Source organism: Phocaeicola dorei (genome assembly GCF_013009555.1).
In the GTDB taxonomy this organism is placed as follows: domain Bacteria; phylum Bacteroidota; class Bacteroidia; order Bacteroidales; family Bacteroidaceae; genus Phocaeicola; species Phocaeicola dorei.
The window spans coordinates 4,625,276-4,645,670 of the sequence record NZ_CP046176.1 but is presented as its reverse complement, the minus strand read 5'-3'; the positions used below and the strand labels follow the sequence as shown (position 1 = coordinate 4,645,670).

The window sequence follows — 20,395 nt, the reverse complement described above, 5'->3', positions numbered from 1 at the left end:
ATTGTTTTAAAAGGTCCTTATCTTTTTCAAGAAGAATCAATTCTCTACTTGCATATAAATAATATTTGCAAAATAATTCTATGTATAGTCCTGAGGGTCAAAATAAAACAATCCCCTTGTTCTTACAGGAAAAACAAGGGGAACTGCTATTCTTTAATTTTATTTTCAGTTCTTCGGTCCGTTACCAAAATCAGGATTTTCTTTATCCATCCATACACGTTCGTCATGCAAAACCTGTGGATTCTTTGCATTTGTACCTTGATATGTATAACCTTGTGCTTTATATGCAGCGATAGTTATGTCATGTAACTGATCTGATTCCAAAGGCTCCGTAACAGCAAATCTTCTAGGGATAGGATAGGAATCACCCAATTGTTCGTCAAATTCCTTACGCGGTAAAAGGGAACTATTTTTCATAGGAACACCAGAACGCATAATGTTAACATATTGATCAATCGGTGCATTAAAATAATGGAGATATTCTTGGATATACACTTTCTCCAGATCAGAAACTTTATCTCCACTTAAAATATAAGCCTCTTTCTTAAGCAGTTCTGTCAGCCATTCATCTTGCAGCTTAATAGATACATCATGAGGATCATTTACGTAGGGACTGTCATAATAAGGTATATGATTCTGACTGGCAACATAATCATATCCTTTTACTGAAGCAGTGATACCATCTGTAAAATACTCTTGGGCACTTTTTTGTCCATTCCAAGTGGCTCCCAACAGGGTGAATTCAGCCAAGAAGAAATTGGTTTCCGCTGCCGAAAAATACAGTCCATACCAACCATATTGTTGAGTGTCTTGAACCGGAGTAACATCCGGGGCATCCGGATAAGTATATGTCAACAGACCTTTTACCATTTCTTGATTCCGGTAAGTACACGGATAATAGCTTTTCTTGGCACCAGCTGCCGAGTACAAGACAAACAATTGTCCTGTGGGATCAAAATAATCCTCGTATTTGTCCATCTGCCCTGCACCTATTTCCACAGGAAGACCATAATAACGTACCCAAGGTTCACCTGGCCCCCCCCATTCTTTAAAGACTTTCTTTCCGTCTTTAACCTCAGAAATTACATTCTTCTCTACAAAATCCGGCATTTCTCTTTTTTGATCAAAATAAGCCTGTACAACATTAGAATTGTAGTCATTCTTTTGGAAGAAATAAAGCAAACGCGGATCTTTGTTGTTTACTAAAAAGTCTATAAGATGTTGCGTACCTACTCCTACAGAAAAATCATTATTCCAATTGTTATCGAACTTACCCTTGTTATATACAAAATCATCATCCGTAGTAGCAATTAAGCCAACAGGACTTTCTGCTACCTGTTTTACTATTTCAAAAGCGCGGTTCCGATCTTTGTTTATCAAACGGGCTGCAATTTTCAATTTCAAAGAATTGGCCAGTTTGCCCCATTTTTTCAAATCACCTTTATAAATAAAGTCCTGATTATTCAAAACATCTTTGATTTCATTACTGCTCAGATAATTAATAGTCTGGTCCAGTTCTTTCAGCCATACTTCCAAAAGTTCCTCTTGAGTGTCATATTTAGGCAATAACAAAGGAGGATTGGTATATCTGGCTTGTTCTGCTTCTGTATATTGACGTGATCCATATAGGTCAGCATCTTGGATACTTAAGTAAACCAACAAAGGATTACAAAGATATTGGATGTATTCATAAGTCGCTTTTTCCTCTTCAGGCAACAGGCTGATTTGATATCGAATCTCATTAGCATAACGAAGCACTTCGTTTACTTCATAACCACAACCATTGGCTTCATCAGTCGGACGATTTGAACGAGTTGTATTACCTCCTGATGAAACTGTTGTTTGCGACCAGGTAGAAAGGTCATTAAATCCTCCAAACCATTGTGCATAATCTCCCGGTTGGAAGGAAGCTTCACATTTAGTGAACAGGAAACGGATATCAGGCTTTGTAATAGTAGACGGATCTGAATTTAATTCAGAAAATTCATCTACACAGGAAGTGAACATTACACTTCCTAAAAGCAGTGCGGCTGCTAAAGTTCTATATTTCATTGTTGATAATTCTTTTAAAGTTAACAATTAGAAATTGGCATTAATTGTAAATATGTAACTTGCTGTATAAGGTTCGAAACCACGAATACGGAACTCTGAAGCTGAATTAGAACGTACAGATTCCGGATTTAGATTATTAGGTAATGAATTATACAGATATCCCAAATTACGTGCACTGAATGATAGGTTCAACCCTTTTGCACCCAATTTATGACTGATGCTATTAGGCAAACGATAATTTACAGTAATATTACGCAAAGCGATATAACTCAACTTGTGTACCCAAATGTCATCAATTGTCTGTGCTCCCCATGCATAATTATTTCCATACCATGAACCGGCATGAGTGGGCTCCAGTTTTCCTTCCTGTACCAACTGTGCGTAAGACAGACCGCTGACATCCATTTTTGTTCCATCCACCAAGGTCGCAATTGTTCCTTCTTTAAAAACACCTTCCGGAATCATACCATCAGTATATTGAATACCTTTAGAATCGGCATATTGACTAGTCCAAGTCATACCTCCATGTTCCGGATCACGGTATTGCAAAGAGCTTTCCGTCCAACCGGCCTGAGTTCCGTATAAGTTACAGTAAGATGCCACCAAACCTCCAAAACGCATATCCAGTCCAATATTCAAACTTAAATCTTTCCAAGTTAATGTTGTTGCTACAGATCCCAGAAAATCCGGTGTCATGTTACCTACTACTTCCGCTGTTTTGCTTTGTGCTCTATATGCGCCTCTCCAACTGTCATCCCACTCCAACAAAGGTACACCGTTTTCATTACGTGCCTGAGTGACATCTGACATCAACACACCATAAGACTCACCGACTTTTGCTACAGAGCCGATATGATAGTCGTATGCGTTTACATAACCGGACAATTCAATATAGTTGGCAACATTAGGATGCAAGGATACAATTTTACTTCTGTTTCGTGTATAAGTGAAGTCCAGATCCCACTGCCAGTCTTTAGTTTTGATAGGAGTGGTATTTAATGCGATTTCAATACCTGAGTTTTGGATATTACCAGCATTTACCAACTGTTGGGTAACACCGGAAATAGCAGGAACATTGATTTTCATAATCTGGTCTGTGGTATTTTCCTTATAATAAGTGAAATCCAAATTCAAACGATTATTAAAAGTACGGAAATCCAAACCTATTTCCCATGAATTCTTACGTTCCGGTTTAAGGTCAGCAATCTTCATCAGTTTGTCCAATTCATTGGTATAGATATTGCCGTCATACATTTCCATTGTGGCAAAAGAATACGTCTGATTGACTGTATATGGGTCTGTATCATTACCTACTTGTGCCCATGATGCACGAAGTTTTGCCAAGTTAATCCATGAAGGCATACTTTCACGGAAAGTTTCATTAATCAACCATGAACCTGATACGGAAGGATAGAAGTATGAGTGATTACCTGTACGATTGGCATATACCAATGCAGAAGACCAGTCATTACGTCCTGTAACATCCAAATAGACTTGATTCTTCCATCCTAAATTTAAAGCAAAAATGGTAGAAATAATTCTTTTGCTACCCGATATTGTCGCTTCGCTCTTTTTAGTCTTTTTTGAGTTCTCCACGAACCATTCTCCAGGCACCACCATTCCTCCGTCAGTTGATACTTTTGAATGTTTGGAAGAGGTGTTGTAATACTCAAATCGTGCGAATCCACCGAGTGAAAAATCTTTTATCTGCTTGCTGGCAGTAAAAGTTCCCCCTACGGTAAATTGTTCTTTTATATCTTGCGTAATACCATAATACCCTCCTTCGTTTGCATAACCGGAACCTAATTGCTTATCTTCTATTGAAGTATAATAACGGTTCATATTAGCGTCTGCTTTAAATTTCAGCCAATCTGTCATCTTTACATTTACTTCAAATGTAGGACGAATAACAGTTTCCTTCCGCACATAATCATAATTATCTACTTTGAAGAAATAATTTTTAGCGCTGGAAGGAACCGAACCATATTGGTCACCATAGCTGGTACTAGCGATACCACCATGCTCACCTAAATATTTGTTCCGGAAATAATCTACATCAAATAGCGGGTTAATCACATTGGTATTTGCATTGACAAATAATTCACCCGCATTCAGTTGTGCATTACGCGGTTTTGAGTTGGCAAAGCTAAAAGAAGCGGCAACGTCCACCCAATCGTTCAACTTATGGCTAGCTTTCAACAACATGGAGTAACGCTCAAAAGTATTGTTTTCTGTTGTTGATTTGGCATTTTTATAAGATAAAGATGTATAAAATGATGTTTTTTCATTACCACCGCGAATAGAAACATTCGTATTTGTATTGAACCCTAATTTATATAAATCCAGCATATTATTTTTACGTGGAGAATAGGTAGTCCATGTACCATCATAATTGCGGATTTGAGAGCCATCATATTTAGGTCCAAAACCAAAGTTGGGTACCCCTACTAATGTATGTTCTCCATTCTGATTTACCGTAAACTGATGTGCATCCCATATACTTCCATTTTGGTCGGCATCAGATTGTCCCGGCATATATCCAGGACCATATAAAGTTTGAATATCCGGAGTCTTGAAAGCATGGTCAATACCAAATGTTTGAGAAACGCTAATACCCAGTCCTTGCGTACCTTTACCGGATTTGGTAGTAATTACAACCGCACCATTCAAACCACGAGAACCATACAATGCTGTTGCTGCCGCACCTTTCAATACTGATACAGTTTCAAAATCATCAGGATTTAAGTTTTTCAACTCATTACCATAATCGCTGGCGTTGTTGGCACCTGCATCCCAGTCTGCTGTCGTATTACCAGATACACCGTTATCTAAAATCACTCCATCCACCACATAGATAGGCTGGTTGTTGGAACTTAAGGTTGAAGCTCCACGAATCTGTATCTTGGTACCACCAAATAAACCACCATCTGAGCCTGAGATTTCAACACCAGCTACTTTACCTTGCAATGCGGCTACCGGAGAAATGGTATTGGCAGCTTTTAATTCATCTCCCTTCACTTCAGTAACTGCATATCCCAAAGCTTTTTCTTCACGCTTCAATCCCAAAGCTGTTACCACAACTTCACCTAACTGTTGCGTGTCATCTTTTAAAGTTACATCAATAGGCTGTCCGGTCCATTTAATTTCCTGTGTCTGATATCCCACAAAAGAGATCTGAATGATATCTCCTTTTTTTACATTTGACAAAGAAAAGTCACCGTCAAGTCCGGTAATAGTACCATTAGTCGTACCTTTCACTATAACAGACGCACCAATGACAGTTTCACCCGTAGCATCCTTGACAACTCCTGTACATGTACCACTTTGTTGTGTGATTTTCACATCGGTAACGCCGGGATTGGCGACCGCGTATGCTGCTCCGGTAGAGGCACCCATTAGGAACAGCAACATACTGACTGATTTTAGTCGTTTTAACATAGCTGTGATTTTTTAAAGTTTATTGAAAATCAAGTAATTCCGTTTCATTAGTTCCTTCAGAACTGTCCTTATAACTATAGACTTGATAATCAATACTTTTACATATCATCACTTTTGGAATATACCTTTGTCATAGAGCGTATAAACAAGAAATGATTTTAAAATTTCTACTTATTTTCTACTAATTGCCATATTAAATTGTTGCCATGAACCATGTCAAGTCAGAACATGATATAATGGGCAAAATAAAAATACAACTCTTATATTTGCTCAATCCAAACTTTATTGCGTTATTTGCGTTACATGTTTTATGTAACATAAAAACTGCAATGAAGAGTATTTCTACTAATCCATTTTTAATAACCGGTTACCAAGGGCCCGACTATTTCTGTGACCGCGAAAAAGAAACAGCTTCTTTAATGTCAGCATTAAAGAATGGCAGAAATATTACATTAATCAGTCCGCGCCGTATGGGAAAGACAGGACTAATAAAGAATGTATTTTACTATATTCAAAAAGAAAATAAATCTGCCGCCTGTTTTTATCTGGATATATTTTCAACCCAGAATCTTCAGGAGTTTGTATCTCTACTGGGACGAAGTGTGTTGGGGAAATTAGATACCTTATCACAGAGTACCTTAAAATCGCTATTCTCATTCTTTAAAAGTTGCCGTCCGGTCATCAGCGCCAATGAAATTACAGGAATGCCATCTGTAACACTCGACTTTATTCCGGAACGTTCAGAAGAAACCTTGAAAGAGATTTTCACCTACCTAAACCAATCGGGAGTAGAATGTTATATAGCCATTGACGAATTCCAGCAAATAATGGAATATCCGGAGAAAGGAGTGGAAGGCCTGTTGAGATCGTATGGGAACAGTTACTCATGGCAGTGTTCAAGCAATTGATGTCAATGCACGCTTCCAACGTGTTAATGGTGAACAGAATTTAGACCTTTCGGTCTATAAATATGGTAACGGAGAATATTTACTATACTTATGTAAAAAGAAAGTTGAAGAGTTTTCGCAATGCAAAGACATTAGTTAATCTTTATCCTAAAAACAAACAAGAGAATGTGAAAGAGTTTGTAGATATAAACAATGTCAATTTTAAAAATTCAAAAGAAATACTGAAGCTACTGTATCAATTCTCAATCAAATAGAAAAAGATAAGATAATTTTTTTGCCCAATGTTATCCATTATCAATTAAATTTGCTTTTCGATTTGGAATTCAGATAAAAGGAATTAGTTTTAAAGGAAATAAATCCCCTTCATTCTTACCACTAATAATAGGAAAGAATAAGAGGATTTATTTTAAGAAAATTTCAATCTATAAAAACTTTCAGTTTCTATTTTTATCTGAAATATCTTTTCAGAATCAACTTATTTGATAGCCCACCAAAGTGGCGTCATCATTGTATTGTCTTCTGCACCTAATAATTGCAATGCATTTTGGTATTGTTCTTTATCTGCGTTTTCTAATGCTGTCGGATACCGCATACGTTGTGTATAATGATACCATTTCTGACCATTTTTCCATTCTGAAGCCTGAATATATTTCTCCATGTCAGAACCGGTCAGTGTACCTTCATTAGCTGGAATTTCAAAGAAAGGCAATCCTAAACGACGACGGTCATTCCACATTTCAACTACTCCATAAGGCACATTAGCAATATACTTTTGTGTAATGATCTTGGTTAGTTGGTCATTCAAAGCACCACCTTTGTATAAAATCTTACTGGCGTCTGGATAATTATAAGTCATTTTTCCAGCTTGCTTGGTATAACCATTCACATAATCAGCTTCAAAAGAAACCGGTTCTACGGTATGATCAAAATTTACTGAAGTACCTACACGGTTATAGCTGGTAGATGCCAGATATTGATTTACATATTGACTTAGGCCAAGGTATTCGAAATTGGCACGTACACCGTTTTCATACGCTTCTTTAGCGCTGATGGAGTTGGTCCATCCTCTTAAAGCACCTTCGGCCAACAAAAAATAGGTTTCCCATGGTGACATCCAGATACGTCTGGCGGTGTTATCACGATATTGTTTACCCAGCATTGGAGTAGTATCATACATACTGCCTAAAACATCATTGAATTTGAATGTCTCAGTACTCCATGCGGAACGAGTACCTGCCGGATAACCATTCCATGTGAACTGAGCGTCAATCTTTACTAGTTTTTTTTCAGGATCAGTCGGATCCAGCATGGCATGTTCTGCATGATTCTTAACGCCTTGCGAACCTTGATCTGGAAAATTTTCAGCTTTTTCATCATTCGTTAAACACCATACTTTCAAAGCACGCGGATCAAGATGTTCAGGAATACCATCCATCCACAATTGTTTGGTTGGATTATCAGTAGTTACCGGATAATGATTTACGTATTGTTCACCAATATAATTCATAGGCTTGATGTAAGGCGCCAAGTCCGGACGATAACTGGTTACAGGAATATCTCCTAAACCAGTTAACAGATTACACATAGTAGAAGAAATACATTGGTCATTCCAAGGACGATTCATTACACCTTCATAACAAGACCATCCGCCTGCCTCTGGAAACGAAAAGAAATCATCTGCAGAAGTCAACAAACTTTTGGATGCAGCATCCGCAAATTCAGCCTTGACATCGATTTTTGAAGTAGATACTTCGGACAGGCGCATGGCATAACGTAAGCGGAGGCTGTGAGCCAATTTGACCCATTTTGCAGCATTGTATCCAAAAGCAGGATCTCCTTTAGCTTCTGTTTCTGTAGGTTCTACAGACGTGTTAATTCCAGCGGCTGCTTCTTTTAATTCGGTCAACATGAATACATAAACATCTTCTACGCTGTTGAATGTCGGATTGACACCTTGAGCAGCGTCCAAAGCATATGGACCAAAAGAATCAGCAAAATCTGCAATCAGCATAACACGCCAAATACGAGCAAATTGTTTTACATTAGGAAAGAAAGCCTGTTCATGTTCGGAAGTTCCCGGATTTACATCTGCCATATTGATGGCATTGGTGGCATATTTTACCCAATTGGAGGTATAACTATACAATCTGTCGTTATACTCATTGCTATAACGGGCGGTTACTCCCATAGTGTTATCACCAATAATTCGTGTAATGGAAGCCCAGTTATACACAAATACACGTTCTGCAATATCCGGGTCCATTTGCGCCTCATAAAAAGATTTATTCAGTGCATAGTCCGGATGAATATATGATTCGCCTGCTGCAGAGGGACTAAAATTGATTTCCTCAAAGTCATCACATGATGTGGCACCTCCCATCAAAGCAGCACCCATTACCAGACTGAATAATAATTTATTTACTTTTTTCATTGTTGTCGAGTATTAAAAATTAGAAACCAAGTGTTACATTAAACAAGAAGGTACGTGATGTTGGTGATGACGCATTCTCAAATCCGGTTGCATTGGTACTGGTAGCAAACACGGATTCGGGGTCTATGCCATGCAGATTACTATGAATCATCCAAACATTGTTGCAAGACATCCCTAACTTAACTTGCTGGAACGGACCTTTTGCAAGCATCTTCCGGGGGAAAGTATAGTTTAAGGAAACATTACGTAAACGAACATTCGTTGCATCATACAAATTAGCTTCACCAATACCCATATTACCAGTTGATCCAGTTACGGCCGTCCAATAAGATTGTGGTTCTACTTCGATGGTGCTAGGTGAATAGCCCCCGTTTCCGTCTGCAATAACCCCATCTACTACAAATTTATCGCGTTTACCGTTTACCACAGTACATGCTGCCACACCATTGGCTTGCAACATTCGGTTTGAACCAGAAAAAATTTCACCACCGATACGTGCGTCTACCAAGAAACTCAATGTAAAATTCTTGTAAGAGAATGTATTGGTCCATCCTACCAAACAAGTAGCTTGTTGATCACCAATCTTTTGTATTTTTGAGTCACCTTGTGGCAAACCGGCATCATTCAACAACATTTTTCCATAATAAGGACTATTCTCATCAGTCACCCGCAGATAAGTAGTACCCCAAATTTCACCATAATTACCTCCAGCAACAGCCAAAATCTTTAAATTATCATAGGTACCTAAAGTATATTCGTTAATACCATCAGCTAGTTCTATAATCTTGTTTTTGTTGGTAGAGAAATTCACTTGAGTGTCCCAAGTAAATTCTTTAGTTTGTACCGGAGTAGCATTCAACATGATTTCTACACCTGAATTCTGAATATTACCAGCATTAATTTTCATTGAACTAAATCCAGACAATGAGTTCATAGGTAAATTTAGCAACTGACGTTTAGCGTTTGATTTATACCAAGCCACATCTAACCCTAGACGATTATTGAAGAAACGGACTTCGGCACCGGCTTCCCAAGATGAAATCAATTCGCTACGTACATCTTCATTAAATAAGGTACTACCAGACACAGACGCACTCGTACCTCCTGTTTCATAGATAGATCCAATACCATATACGTTATATAATTGATAAGGATCGAGGTCATTACCTACCTGTGCAAAAGATACACGAGCCTTGGCATATGTAAACCACTCGGGCATTCCCTTTCCCCGGTTATTAATCATATCACTGATTACCCATGAAGCACTGATAGAAGGATAAAAGAACGAACGGTTGCTCTTACTCAAAGTAGAGGACCAATCATTACGTCCTGTCAAATCCAAAAATGCCCAACCGTCATAGTTAACTCCCAGTGTACCATACAATGAATTGGTCTTACGATGAGTATAAGTCTGACTGATACTTCTGTTTGAGTCGGTTGAATTTGTCAACCAGAATAAATCAGGCACTGTTAAAGCACTAACAGAATTGCTAACACCTGTTGATTTACGTTCCATTAAATTCCCACCGAATGTAAACACACCTCCGAAATCGCCTAATACACGGTCTTTTTGTGCGGTAACCAAAAAACTGAAATTATTTTCATAGAATTTTTGTTCACCAAAAGAATAACGACCGTTTTCTGATGAAGGACTGCCAGCATACAGTTTGGTTTCTGTTTCTGTGAAATACATATCACTACCTGCTTTAATTTCTGCGTTCAACCAATCTGTAATCTGATATTTCAACGAACCATTCAGCAAAAAGCGATTACGTTTGTCTTGATTGGTATTGTAATCTTTTGCCCAATATGGATTCTGACCACTGCCTTTCTCCCACCAATACATTTTTCCATCTTCTGGATTTTTGGCCTGTTTAAACTCTCTTATATCCAAAGAAATAGGCATCATGTACATGGAATAGAAATAGTTGTCCGAGCGCGCACCGGATATAGGACGATTGGTAGCATCAGACAAAATATATTGTACTTTGGCATCCACACTCCAACGATTATCTTTACCAAATGACGAAGTGATACGTGACATTAAGTTAGTACGGCTATACTCTGCCCCTGGAATCTTGCTGAAATCGTCCATACGGGTAGCTGATAAATAAACGGATGTCCTATCAAACTGTTGCGAAAAAGCGATATTTTCAGTTAAATTCACACCTGTCTTAAAGAAATTAGCTACATTGTCAAAATATTGCATATTTTGAGTACGTCCGTTCCAGTCTGTATAGCTTTGACCTGTAATAGCTGGTCCCCAGTTAGAACTAGAGGTTGCATTGAAAATGCCATTAGAACCTTGACCGAAAATAGTTTGTCGTTCGGGTTTCATAAATACATTTTCCACCGAAACGGATCCGGAAAATGTAACACCAAGCCCCTCGCTCTTAGTACCCTTCTTTGTTGTAATCAGGATAACACCATTACCTGCACGCGAACCATAAAGCGCAGCAGCAGATGCACCTTTCAAAACAGACATTGATTCAATATCTTCGGAGTTGATATCCGATAAACCGTTACCCATATCAGTAGATGGATTCCACATATCATTGTTGTCGGCTCCAGTAAAATTATCCAAGGGTACTCCGTCTACAACAATTAACGGCTGGTTCAAACCCGTTACAGAATTACTACCACGAAGCTGAATCTTAGAAGAACCGGCAGGACCATTACTTGAACGGATGATTTGAACACCGGATACTTTACCGGAAAGAGCATTGGCTAAGTTTGTTTCGCGAGCTGCTACCAATGCATCACCTTTTACCTCCTGCATGGCATAACCTAATGCTTTCTTTTCGCGTTTGATGCCGAGAGCGGTTACTACCACTTCCTGTAGCGTTTGTGTGTCATCTTGTAATGTTACATTCAAAGGTTGACCATTCCAGGGAACTTCAACAGTCTGATATCCCACGAATGAAATTTGGATAATATCCCCTTTCTTCACTCCAGATAATGAAAAGTCGCCATCAATACCGGTAATAGTACCATTAGTCGTACCTTTCACTACTACAGATGCACCAATGACAGTTTCACCCGTAGCATCCTTGACAACTCCTGTACATGTACCACTTTGTTGTGTGATTTTCACATCGGTAACGCCGGGATTGGCGACCGCGTATGCTGCTCCGGTAGAGGCACCCATTAGGAACAGCAACATACTGACTGATTTTAGTCGTTTTAACATAGCTGTGATTTTTTTTAAGTTTATTGAAAATCAAGTAATTCCGTTTCATTAGTTCCTTCAGAACTACTCTTACAGCTATGTGTCTGATAATCAGAACATATTTACTTTAGTGGTTTTAAGATGATCTTTGTCCTTGAATTTACAAACAGGAAATAAATTTGTGATTTCTACCTGTTTTCTACTAGCTATTATCCCGTTATCATAGTCAAATTTAAATCAGGATAGGGTTAATGAATACTGCATTGCAATACTTTTTGTTCTATCACCACATATCGCTGGGCTTCAATATTATACGGTGACAGAACTTTCAGCATTCCCTCGAAATGGTTTATCAGTTAGAGCCGGTTCAGCAGATACTGGTCGCCATAGTGGGTACGTAATTTTTTCACTCCCATCAGGGCTAAATGTTTTCCGAAGACTCTCATCTTGACATCACGCATGGTTTCGGGACTGGCCCTTTTCATCACTTCATAAATCTGTCCGATAGTCCATCTTTGAAACTTCTCCCCATCCCGGGGCAGACTGAAGCAGCTATAAAAAAGGCTTTCCTCTATGGGGCGGCGCAAAAATGCGTCATTACGTAAACTGACAGCCTGTTCTTCTGTGGGTGAGAGCCAATAGCGGCGGTTATGTTTTAGTTCATCTCTTAACTGAGCATAAAGTTGTTTATAATTGATGCGAGGCAAACGGATACTCCCTTTGGTCATCACCGGATAAAAACGGCGGTTACCGGAGGAATCGGTCAGCAGATCGCAAAAATTGGAAGTGCCAATAAATGAACTAAGGCGCGGTTGCTGGCTATAGCTGCTTTGAAACGGACGGCGCATACTAAGACCGCTCATTTGGACTAGATTCTTCAGCCGTGCCAGTTTACCTTCTTCCATCCGATTGAATTCGTCTATATTGATAAGAGCCAAAGAGCGCATTTTGCGCAGGGCATCCCCCTCGCGAGTTACATCGAAGTCATCGGTATAATATCCACGTAACGCTGGTGGAAGGAGCGACCGGCAAAAGGTAGACTTCTTCAGTCCCTGAAGGGGATTAACCAAAATGGGAATCAAGCAGTTGCCATGCATCCGGTTTTTACCGCTCCATTGCATCACCATGCCCAGCATCCAGATATGAAACACCTCCACCCATTGCGTTTCATCGCTTACCGAGCGTGCCAGCTCGCTTACTCTGTCGTGTCCGTCCCAGTGTGGCAGATGTTCCAAATAGGCTGTCACGGGGTGAAAAGAAGGAATGCGTGACGAACCCAAATAACGGCGCATATCACGGTCCATACAGTTCACACCTTCTTCTATTGCATTAATAACCAATGTATTGAATTCTCGCTCATCCACCACACGGTATTTATCGAACTTGTGCTTGTCATGAAATTCGCATTGTTCTGTTATTTGGTTGTAACGAAAGGAATAATGAGTGGTGAGGAACGAATCAAGCCCTTTCATGGCTTGTTTCAGTTTTGAGTCTTTTTTTTTTTCCATTAAATCTGTTTTTTATTGATTTGAGGTGTGAAGATAGTTCTGCAAAACAGAGTTTTGCAAGAACTTTGCCCGACAATTTAAAATAAATCCAACGTGTGAAACATTTACGGCAGAATCTTTGCAAGAGGACGAAAGAATCCGTATCTTCGTCCGGAAGAATCTGGGTTCTCACTGACGTGAATATGCCTTCTCACTTTAGTGAAGAGCCGTTGCCACACAGGTGAAACTGCCGCTTCACTAAGGTGAAGCAACGGAATGTTTTGTAAGTTTGCACGATAACATCCTATAAATAAAACAAATACATAGTACATTATGTCAGACATTAAATTTGATATCTATGAATCTCCGGCAAATGACGGGGAAAAGAAAAAATACCATGTGAGAAATACCAACAAGCAGACGATTCACTCGAAGGACTTGATACACGAAACTACACTTTATACTTCAGTAAGCCGCTCGGACTGGGCGGCAGTGGTAGAGGGACTGATAGATATTCTGTCCGAGAAATTAGGTGACGGCAAGCGAATCCATATCAACGGATTAGGGTATTTCTCTGTCAGCATCGGCTCCACAGAGAGTGAAAATCCTAAGAAAATGACCCGTGGCACAGTACAGATAACAGGAATCAACTTTCAGCCCGAAAAAAGTTTCAAGAAGAGTATTATAAACCGGGCGCATTTTGTAAGAGAACGATACAAGGTGCACACGGTGGACTTGTCGCCTATCGAAGTAGACGGGTTGCTGAGTGAATATTTTAAAGATCATCGCAGCATCACCTGCGCCCGGATGCAGCAGGTCTGCGGAATGACTCGTTCTACCGCTTACCGTCGCCTGCAAACATTGACTCAAGGAGAGCATCCGTCATTACAACGCGAGGGCTACAAAAATGCCACTGCCTACATACCGGTTAAAGGGCATTACGGACGTTCCTACACCGCAGATCGCTGGTAACGAGTCGGATAGGGTGAAGGGAGGATTTTGTGTTTCATGTAAAACGAATTGTTATATCATACTTTAAAATAAGAAAAAATGAAAAGAACCATCTTGAAAGACGTAGGAATCGGCTTGTGCTTCCTGCTTAGCACCGGAACGATCTACGCGCAGAACTACCCTAGAAAAGTGAAGAATGCGCAAGGTATCGAGGTGACCTACCAATCGAATTACAAAGGGAGAGTCCGGCCGGGACATTTGTTGATGACCGTGTCCGGTGACCGCGTATCATTGACCAACGTATGGTCGGAGCAAAATGACCGTCCCGATCCCCGCCCGGAAGACAAGACACCTGTAACCGGCAGTTACATCGACTACACCACCCGGCAGGCATACCGCAGGGCTGAACTCCCCAACGGACAAGTGATATCTGCGGTCACTCCCTTCGAATTCGGCAAAGGCTTCACGCAAACGGGCGAAGGAAAACACTTAGGGATGAACTGCAAAATTTTGCGAACATCCATCAATTCCAACACTATCGAGGTATGGTATACCAACGACATCCCTTTTCGTGGTACTCCGCAAGCCAATGTGGGTGTACCTGACGGATTGGTACTGAGGGTCGTGCGAAACGGTGACATGATTCAAGAGGCTACCCATATTACCCCGCTGAAGAAAGGAAAGGATGTATTGCCACAGTCGTGGGGGAAAAGCATGGATGCGGCCGACTACCAATATACCATCAACCAAAGTGGAGTTATCACAATTCCGGTCTTCGACCAACAGAGCATCTGCTTCAACAACACTAAATTGCCCGAAGTACTGAAAGAAGGTGTACAATACAGTGCTGGAGGCGGCACCATTCTGTTAAAGAAAGTGAAGTTACCCGACTATGTGAAGAATCGCACCGTCTTTGCGGAAGTTGTTCAATACTCGGACGGCGATGCTTACGACCGCACCGGTTCTGTCTTTCTGATACCGGAAAGCAAGCGGCTGTCTTTTCTTGATGCCATGCGTGATTTGAAAAAAGTTCCCTCTTTTCACTCGGAAAATATGGATTACCACGGGCTGATTTCTACAGCGGAGTATGATGTGCCTTTAGAATTGATGCGTTTCTTCACCGGTTTCGGTGTGCGCAAGTTCAATTATAATAAAGTGAAGGGGCAGGACTGGGTGGACTCCGTACTTTACAAAATGGAGGTAACCCCACTGGCCGAAAAGTTGGAAGGAGAAGCTTGGATTGGCGCTTACATCGGCAACTGGGATGCCAAAGGGCATCGTCTGTCGTTGAAACTGAAGTATTATCCTGATGAAGAACATCGGGTTTATAACACTCTTCCGCTGTTCAATACAGTGAATTATCTGGAGCAGGCAGGACAGCCTTATCCGATTTTCATGCGTCAGGATTCTCTGATCGTAAAATTCACCTTGAAGGAGCCTGCCAAGAATGCCCGTCTGTACTACCTCACCACGGGACATGGCGGTTGGGGAGGCGGTGATGAGTTCAACCAGAAACCTAACACCCTCTATTTGGACGGTGAAAAAGTGATCTCTTTCGTACCTTGGCGAGATGACTGTGGAACTTATCGTAACTGGAATCCTTGTTCGGGTAATTTCTCCAATGGGCTGAGTTCTTCCGACCTGAGCCGTTCCAACTGGTGCCCGGGTACGGTGACCAATCCCGAATACATTTATTTAGGTGATCTGGAGGCGGGTGAACACAGCATCACCGTAAAAATACCACAGGGTGCTCCTGAAGGGGAAAGTAATAGTTATTGGTGTATCTCGGGTACACTTATTTATTAATGTAAATTCTTTTGTCCTGCGGTAACAGAAATGTTTCTGTTATCGCAGGACAAGGAGTGTTCCAACTTTTCTATCTCCTCAAGGGACAACTTTGTGCCCTATGCAATTTGCCCCATAGCAAGTTCAAGGACTTAAGATTACGACTACGGCTTATTGGGACTTCTTTCTCTCTTCCGCTATTCCTTTCTATGTTCTTCTATTCCTTCTTCCAACTTGGCAGAATCCAACATATCATTCTGAACCATCAAGACGTTCATATACTCGTCGTATGTATGGCATTCCTAAGGAAAGCATATAGCACAGCAGACAAACACAGGTTCAATCAAAGCGAATATACCCTTCCTGCAATTCTTTCACATTTTATAGATAAAAGGTATATTTTCTCTAGCAATAGACAAACAGCATGAACTGACATCACCTGTTTTCTTTTGGTTCTTATCTCAATAAACGTTACCTGTTTTCTACCAACTACCAAACAAACGGTAAATATTCAATGAAAAAACAATATAAATCATTTCAAGAAAGTTCCGTAAAAGTTACCAGTTCTCTCTTTAAATAAGATGCTTTGAACATCTCAAACGTTAAAAATCAGGGCATATTAAAAATATTTTTCAAGAGACCCTTTATATATATTAAAATTGTTATATATTTGCATCGTTAATCTAAATTAAATTGAAAAACATAGTTCTGAAGGAACTAATGAAACGGAATTACTTGATTTTCAATAAACTTAAAAAAATCACAGCTATGTTAAAACGACTAAAATCAGTCAGTATGTTGCTGTTCCTAATGGGTGCCTCTACCGGAGCAGCATACGCGGTCGCCAATCCCGGCGTTACCGATGTGAAAATCACACAACAAAGTGGTACATGTACAGGAGTTGTCAAGGATGCTACGGGAGAAGGTGTTATCGGTGCATCTGTAGTAGTGAAAGGGACTACGAATGGTACTATCACAGGGCTTGACGGTGACTTCTCTTTAAGTAATGTAAAGGAAGGGGATATCATTGTTATCTCTTTCGTTGGTTATGCTACTCAAGAAATAAAATGGACCGGGAAACCTCTAGATGTTCTTTTGAAAGATGATACTCAATTGTTGGGTGAGGTAGTTGTAACCGCTCTAGGAATGAAGCGTGAAGAAAAAGCTTTGGGTTATGCAGTAACCGAATTAAAAAGTGAAGAGTTATATACCAATACAGTCAATCCGGTTGCATCATTACAAGGAAAAGTAGCTGGTGTAGAGATATCTAATTCAGACGGTGGTATCTTTGGTTCTGCTAAAATCCAAATTCGTGGTGCGTCAACCTTAGGAAGCAATAACCAGCCTATATACGTTGTCGATGGTGTCATTCTTGATAATTCCACTCAAGGACGTGATATGGATGGTGAAGAAATTGATGCAATTGATTATGGTAATGAATTGAAAAACTTGAACCCGGATGACTTTGAAACAGTATCTGTACTGAAAGGTGCCGCAGCCACAGCGCTTTATGGTTCTAGAGGTTTGAACGGCGCCGTAGTTATTACCACCAAAGGTGGAGGAAAGTTCAAAGGATTCGGTGTAGATGTTACTCAAACATTAGGTATCGACCACGCCTACAAACAACCCAGTATTCAAACTGTATATGGACCTGGAGCCCGTCCAGGTAGAATCGGATATGGAGAAAATGGTAATACTTGGATTCCTACTTATTATACCAACGCAAAAGGAGAACCTTCATTAATCGGAGCGTCTACTTTAGGATGGGGACTCCCCTACGACAGTTCGGTAATGATTGAAGATTATGATGGCCGTAAAGTACCTTATTCTCCAATCAAAAATAATATGTTAGATATGTATCAATTAGGCTTTAACACTAATACTAATGTATCAGTACGTGGCGGTAATGAAAAAACATCATTCTATAGTTCTGTTTCTTACAAGAAAGTGAATGCCACCACTCCTAATAATACATTTGAACGTTACGCTTTCTTGGTAAAAGGTAGCCATAAAATCAGTGATAGAGTAGATGTTGCCGCATCTGTCAGTTTCGCCAATTCTAAGCCACGCAATGCTGCTCGTGCCGTAGGTGAATATTTCTACCAAGGATTAACCCCATTATATGATGCTAAGTACTATCGTGATAAATATTTAAGTGAACAAGGTGGTATTGCACGTTCTGGAGATACTTATGCCAATGTACCCGAATCCAGCAAAAGTTATTGGTTTAATATTGACAATATGGACTACAACCGTAAAGAAACCGTAGTACGTCCTATTTTAGAAGTCAATGTAAAAATTGCCGATTGGGTCCGTTCCAAAGGAGAAGGCAATATGAACTATGTATACATTCGTGAAGAAAATAAAGAACTTGGTACCGGAGTTGCTTACGAAGGAGGTAACTATAAATTAGCACAACAAACTAAAGAACAAACCACCTTTGCAGGAACTTTTACTTTTGATAAAGCAGTAAAAGATTTCAATTTGGGTGGTTTTATTCGTGGTGAATATTACAACAACTATCAGACTGCTTATTCTGTAGAAACTGATGGTTTGATTGTACCTGGGCAATTTTTCATAGGCAATAGTAAACGACAGGTCAAAGCAAGCGGAAAAATAGAAGGAACTAAACGGATGTTATCTGCAGTATTTGCTTTCAATGCTTCTTGGAAAAATCAATTATATTTAGATGTAACCGGGCGTAATGACTGGTCTTCAGCATTAGTTTATGCTAATAAGAACGGTAATTACTCATACTTCTATCCTTCAGTTTCCGGTTCTTGGCTGATCAGTGAAACATTCAAAGACAAAATGCCTTCATGGATTTCGTTTGCAAAAATTCGTGGTTCATGGGCACAAGTAGGTAATGATACAGGTGCTTACACTATTAATTCCGGTTACAATGTAGGTAATTTACAGTTAATAGATGGTAGCTATGTATATACAAATTCATTCTCAAGCACAGCCATTTCACCTAACTTAAAACCAGAACGGAAAAACGCTTGGGAAGTTGGTCTGGATTTACGTTTCCTAGACAATCGTATCAACCTAGATGCAACTTACTATAAAGAAAATACAAGAGATCAGATTATGAACATCTCTACACCATCTATTTCTGGTGTTAGCAATCAGTTAATTAACGCTGGTAATATTCAAAACAGTGGTGTAGAAATAGCTTTAAATACGATTCCTTTCCGTAATAAAGATTGGGAATGGAACTTAGATTTCACCTTTACAAAGAATAATAACAAGATTATCGAATTACACCCTGACGCTGCCGAATACATTGGCTTACGTGGTTCTACAGGATGGGGTAACATGCGTATCCAATCGGCAGCCAGAGTTGGCGGACCTTATGGCGTATTGATTTCCGATATAACTCCTAAAAGAGATGACAACGGCAATATCATTCTGAAATGGAGCGATTCTGACCGTTCTGCCTATGCTGATAGAAGCTTGAAAAATGAAGTGATCGGTGATATGAATCCAGACTTCTTAGGTTCTGTTTCGACCGGATTAACTTGGAAAAACTTAAGTTTCAGAATGGCCTTGGATATGCGTTTTGGTGGTAAAGTAGCTGTTTATGGTAATCGTTATGGTACAGCTTATGGATGGACAGAATCTTCTTTAAAATTCCGAGATGAGGCTCATGGCGGTATGACATGGACCAGCCAATATTTAAATGCGGATGGAAGTCAATCAGGAAGTTACGGTGTTACTTATCATGATGGTATGATCCCTCAAGGAATATTTGCTTCGGGGACTCAAGTTACAGGTATAGATGGTAAAACTCATGATGTAGGAGGTATGTCCTATCAACAAGCTTATGAAAATGGAATTCTTGAACCAATGCATGCTGCATCGTATTATAATTATGCCAACCAATGGGCAACAGGTGTAACAAATGACGGATGGATACATGATTTGAAATATATTGCTTTACGTGAAATTACCGTTGGGTATACATTCCCATCAAATATTGCCGGCAAAATTGGAGCAAAAAGATTGGGAGTAAGTTTCTCTGCACGTAATCTAGGATATCTATATAACTCACTACCTAACGACGTAAATCCTGAAGGTGTGCGTGGTAATTTGAGCGGTGAATTCCGTATTCGTAGTTTCGACCCATATACAGCTAATTACACAATGACTATAAATGTAGGATTCTAAACTT

At 39.8% G+C, this 20,395-nt stretch carries 8 protein-coding genes and 1 pseudogene; 4 read left to right on the top strand and 5 right to left on the bottom strand.

Translation table 11 applies throughout. The features are described 5' to 3' along the window. Nucleotides 1–165: 165 nt before the first annotated feature. Complete coding sequence (locus GKD17_RS19005; RefSeq protein ID WP_007832963.1) at nucleotides 166–2,052, bottom strand: SusD/RagB family nutrient-binding outer membrane lipoprotein; 1,887 nt, start codon at nucleotides 2,050–2,052, stop codon at nucleotides 166–168. 27 nt (nucleotides 2,053–2,079) lie between these two features. Next, entirely contained in the window at nucleotides 2,080–5,490 is a 3,411-nt protein-coding gene (locus tag GKD17_RS19000) for a SusC/RagA family TonB-linked outer membrane protein (RefSeq protein ID WP_170272839.1), read from the bottom strand. A gap of 329 nt (nucleotides 5,491–5,819) precedes the next feature. On the opposite strand from GKD17_RS19000, the pseudogene GKD17_RS18995 reads away from it, so the two are divergent. Beyond that, nucleotides 5,820–6,362, top strand: a pseudogene (locus tag GKD17_RS18995) (ATP-binding protein); the annotation flags it as partial. Nucleotides 6,363–6,873: 511 nt separating this feature from the next. Here the strand turns inward: GKD17_RS18995 and GKD17_RS18990 are convergent. From GKD17_RS18990 to GKD17_RS18980, 3 genes are all read right to left on the bottom strand, one after another. Beyond that, nucleotides 6,874–8,829, bottom strand: coding sequence for a SusD/RagB family nutrient-binding outer membrane lipoprotein (locus GKD17_RS18990; protein ID WP_007832961.1), 1,956 nt, complete (start codon nucleotides 8,827–8,829; stop codon nucleotides 6,874–6,876). A 19-nt stretch (nucleotides 8,830–8,848) separates the two neighbouring features. Then, nucleotides 8,849–12,019 carry a SusC/RagA family TonB-linked outer membrane protein gene (locus GKD17_RS18985; protein ID WP_007840925.1) on the bottom strand — a complete coding sequence of 1,057 codons (3,171 nt, stop codon included), beginning with the start codon at nucleotides 12,017–12,019 and terminating at the stop codon, nucleotides 8,849–8,851. A gap of 335 nt (nucleotides 12,020–12,354) precedes the next feature. Further along, nucleotides 12,355–13,506: a VapE domain-containing protein gene (locus tag GKD17_RS18980; RefSeq protein WP_170272838.1), complete on the bottom strand. Its 1,152-nt coding sequence runs from the start codon at nucleotides 13,504–13,506 to the stop codon at nucleotides 12,355–12,357. Nucleotides 13,507–13,818: 312 nt separating this feature from the next. Here GKD17_RS18980 and GKD17_RS18975 point away from each other — a divergent pair, with 312 nt between their 5' ends. The 3 genes from GKD17_RS18975 to GKD17_RS18965 all read left to right on the top strand — a co-directional run bounded on the left by GKD17_RS18975 (nucleotide 13,819) and on the right by GKD17_RS18965 (nucleotide 20,391). Continuing rightward, the gene (locus tag GKD17_RS18975; protein WP_007832967.1) at nucleotides 13,819–14,457 is read left to right on the top strand and encodes an HU family DNA-binding protein; all 639 of its coding nucleotides are present in this window, start codon (nucleotides 13,819–13,821) and stop codon (nucleotides 14,455–14,457) included. Between the two features lie 78 nt (nucleotides 14,458–14,535). Continuing rightward, nucleotides 14,536–16,242, top strand: coding sequence for a PNGase F N-terminal domain-containing protein (locus GKD17_RS18970; protein ID WP_007832968.1), 1,707 nt, complete (start codon nucleotides 14,536–14,538; stop codon nucleotides 16,240–16,242). 747 nt (nucleotides 16,243–16,989) lie between these two features. Further along, nucleotides 16,990–20,391: a SusC/RagA family TonB-linked outer membrane protein gene (locus tag GKD17_RS18965; protein ID WP_170272837.1), complete on the top strand. Its 3,402-nt coding sequence runs from the start codon at nucleotides 16,990–16,992 to the stop codon at nucleotides 20,389–20,391. Nucleotides 20,392–20,395: the final 4 nt, after the last annotated feature.

What these genes read in the sequence shown, in the direction of transcription:
- GKD17_RS19005 (WP_007832963.1), bottom strand. Translation starts at nt 2,052, where the DNA reads ATGAAATATAGAACTTTAGCAGCCGCACTGCTTTTAGGAAGTGTAATG.
- GKD17_RS19000 (WP_170272839.1), bottom strand. Translation starts at nt 5,490, where the DNA reads ATGTTAAAACGACTAAAATCAGTCAGTATGTTGCTGTTCCTAATGGGT.
- GKD17_RS18990 (WP_007832961.1), bottom strand. Translation starts at nt 8,829, where the DNA reads ATGAAAAAAGTAAATAAATTATTATTCAGTCTGGTAATGGGTGCTGCT.
- GKD17_RS18985 (WP_007840925.1), bottom strand. Translation starts at nt 12,019, where the DNA reads ATGTTAAAACGACTAAAATCAGTCAGTATGTTGCTGTTCCTAATGGGT.
- GKD17_RS18980 (WP_170272838.1), bottom strand. Translation starts at nt 13,506, where the DNA reads ATGGAAAAAAAAAAAGACTCAAAACTGAAACAAGCCATGAAAGGGCTT.
- GKD17_RS18975 (WP_007832967.1), top strand. Translation starts at nt 13,819, where the DNA reads ATGTCAGACATTAAATTTGATATCTATGAATCTCCGGCAAATGACGGG.
- GKD17_RS18970 (WP_007832968.1), top strand. Translation starts at nt 14,536, where the DNA reads ATGAAAAGAACCATCTTGAAAGACGTAGGAATCGGCTTGTGCTTCCTG.
- GKD17_RS18965 (WP_170272837.1), top strand. Translation starts at nt 16,990, where the DNA reads ATGTTAAAACGACTAAAATCAGTCAGTATGTTGCTGTTCCTAATGGGT.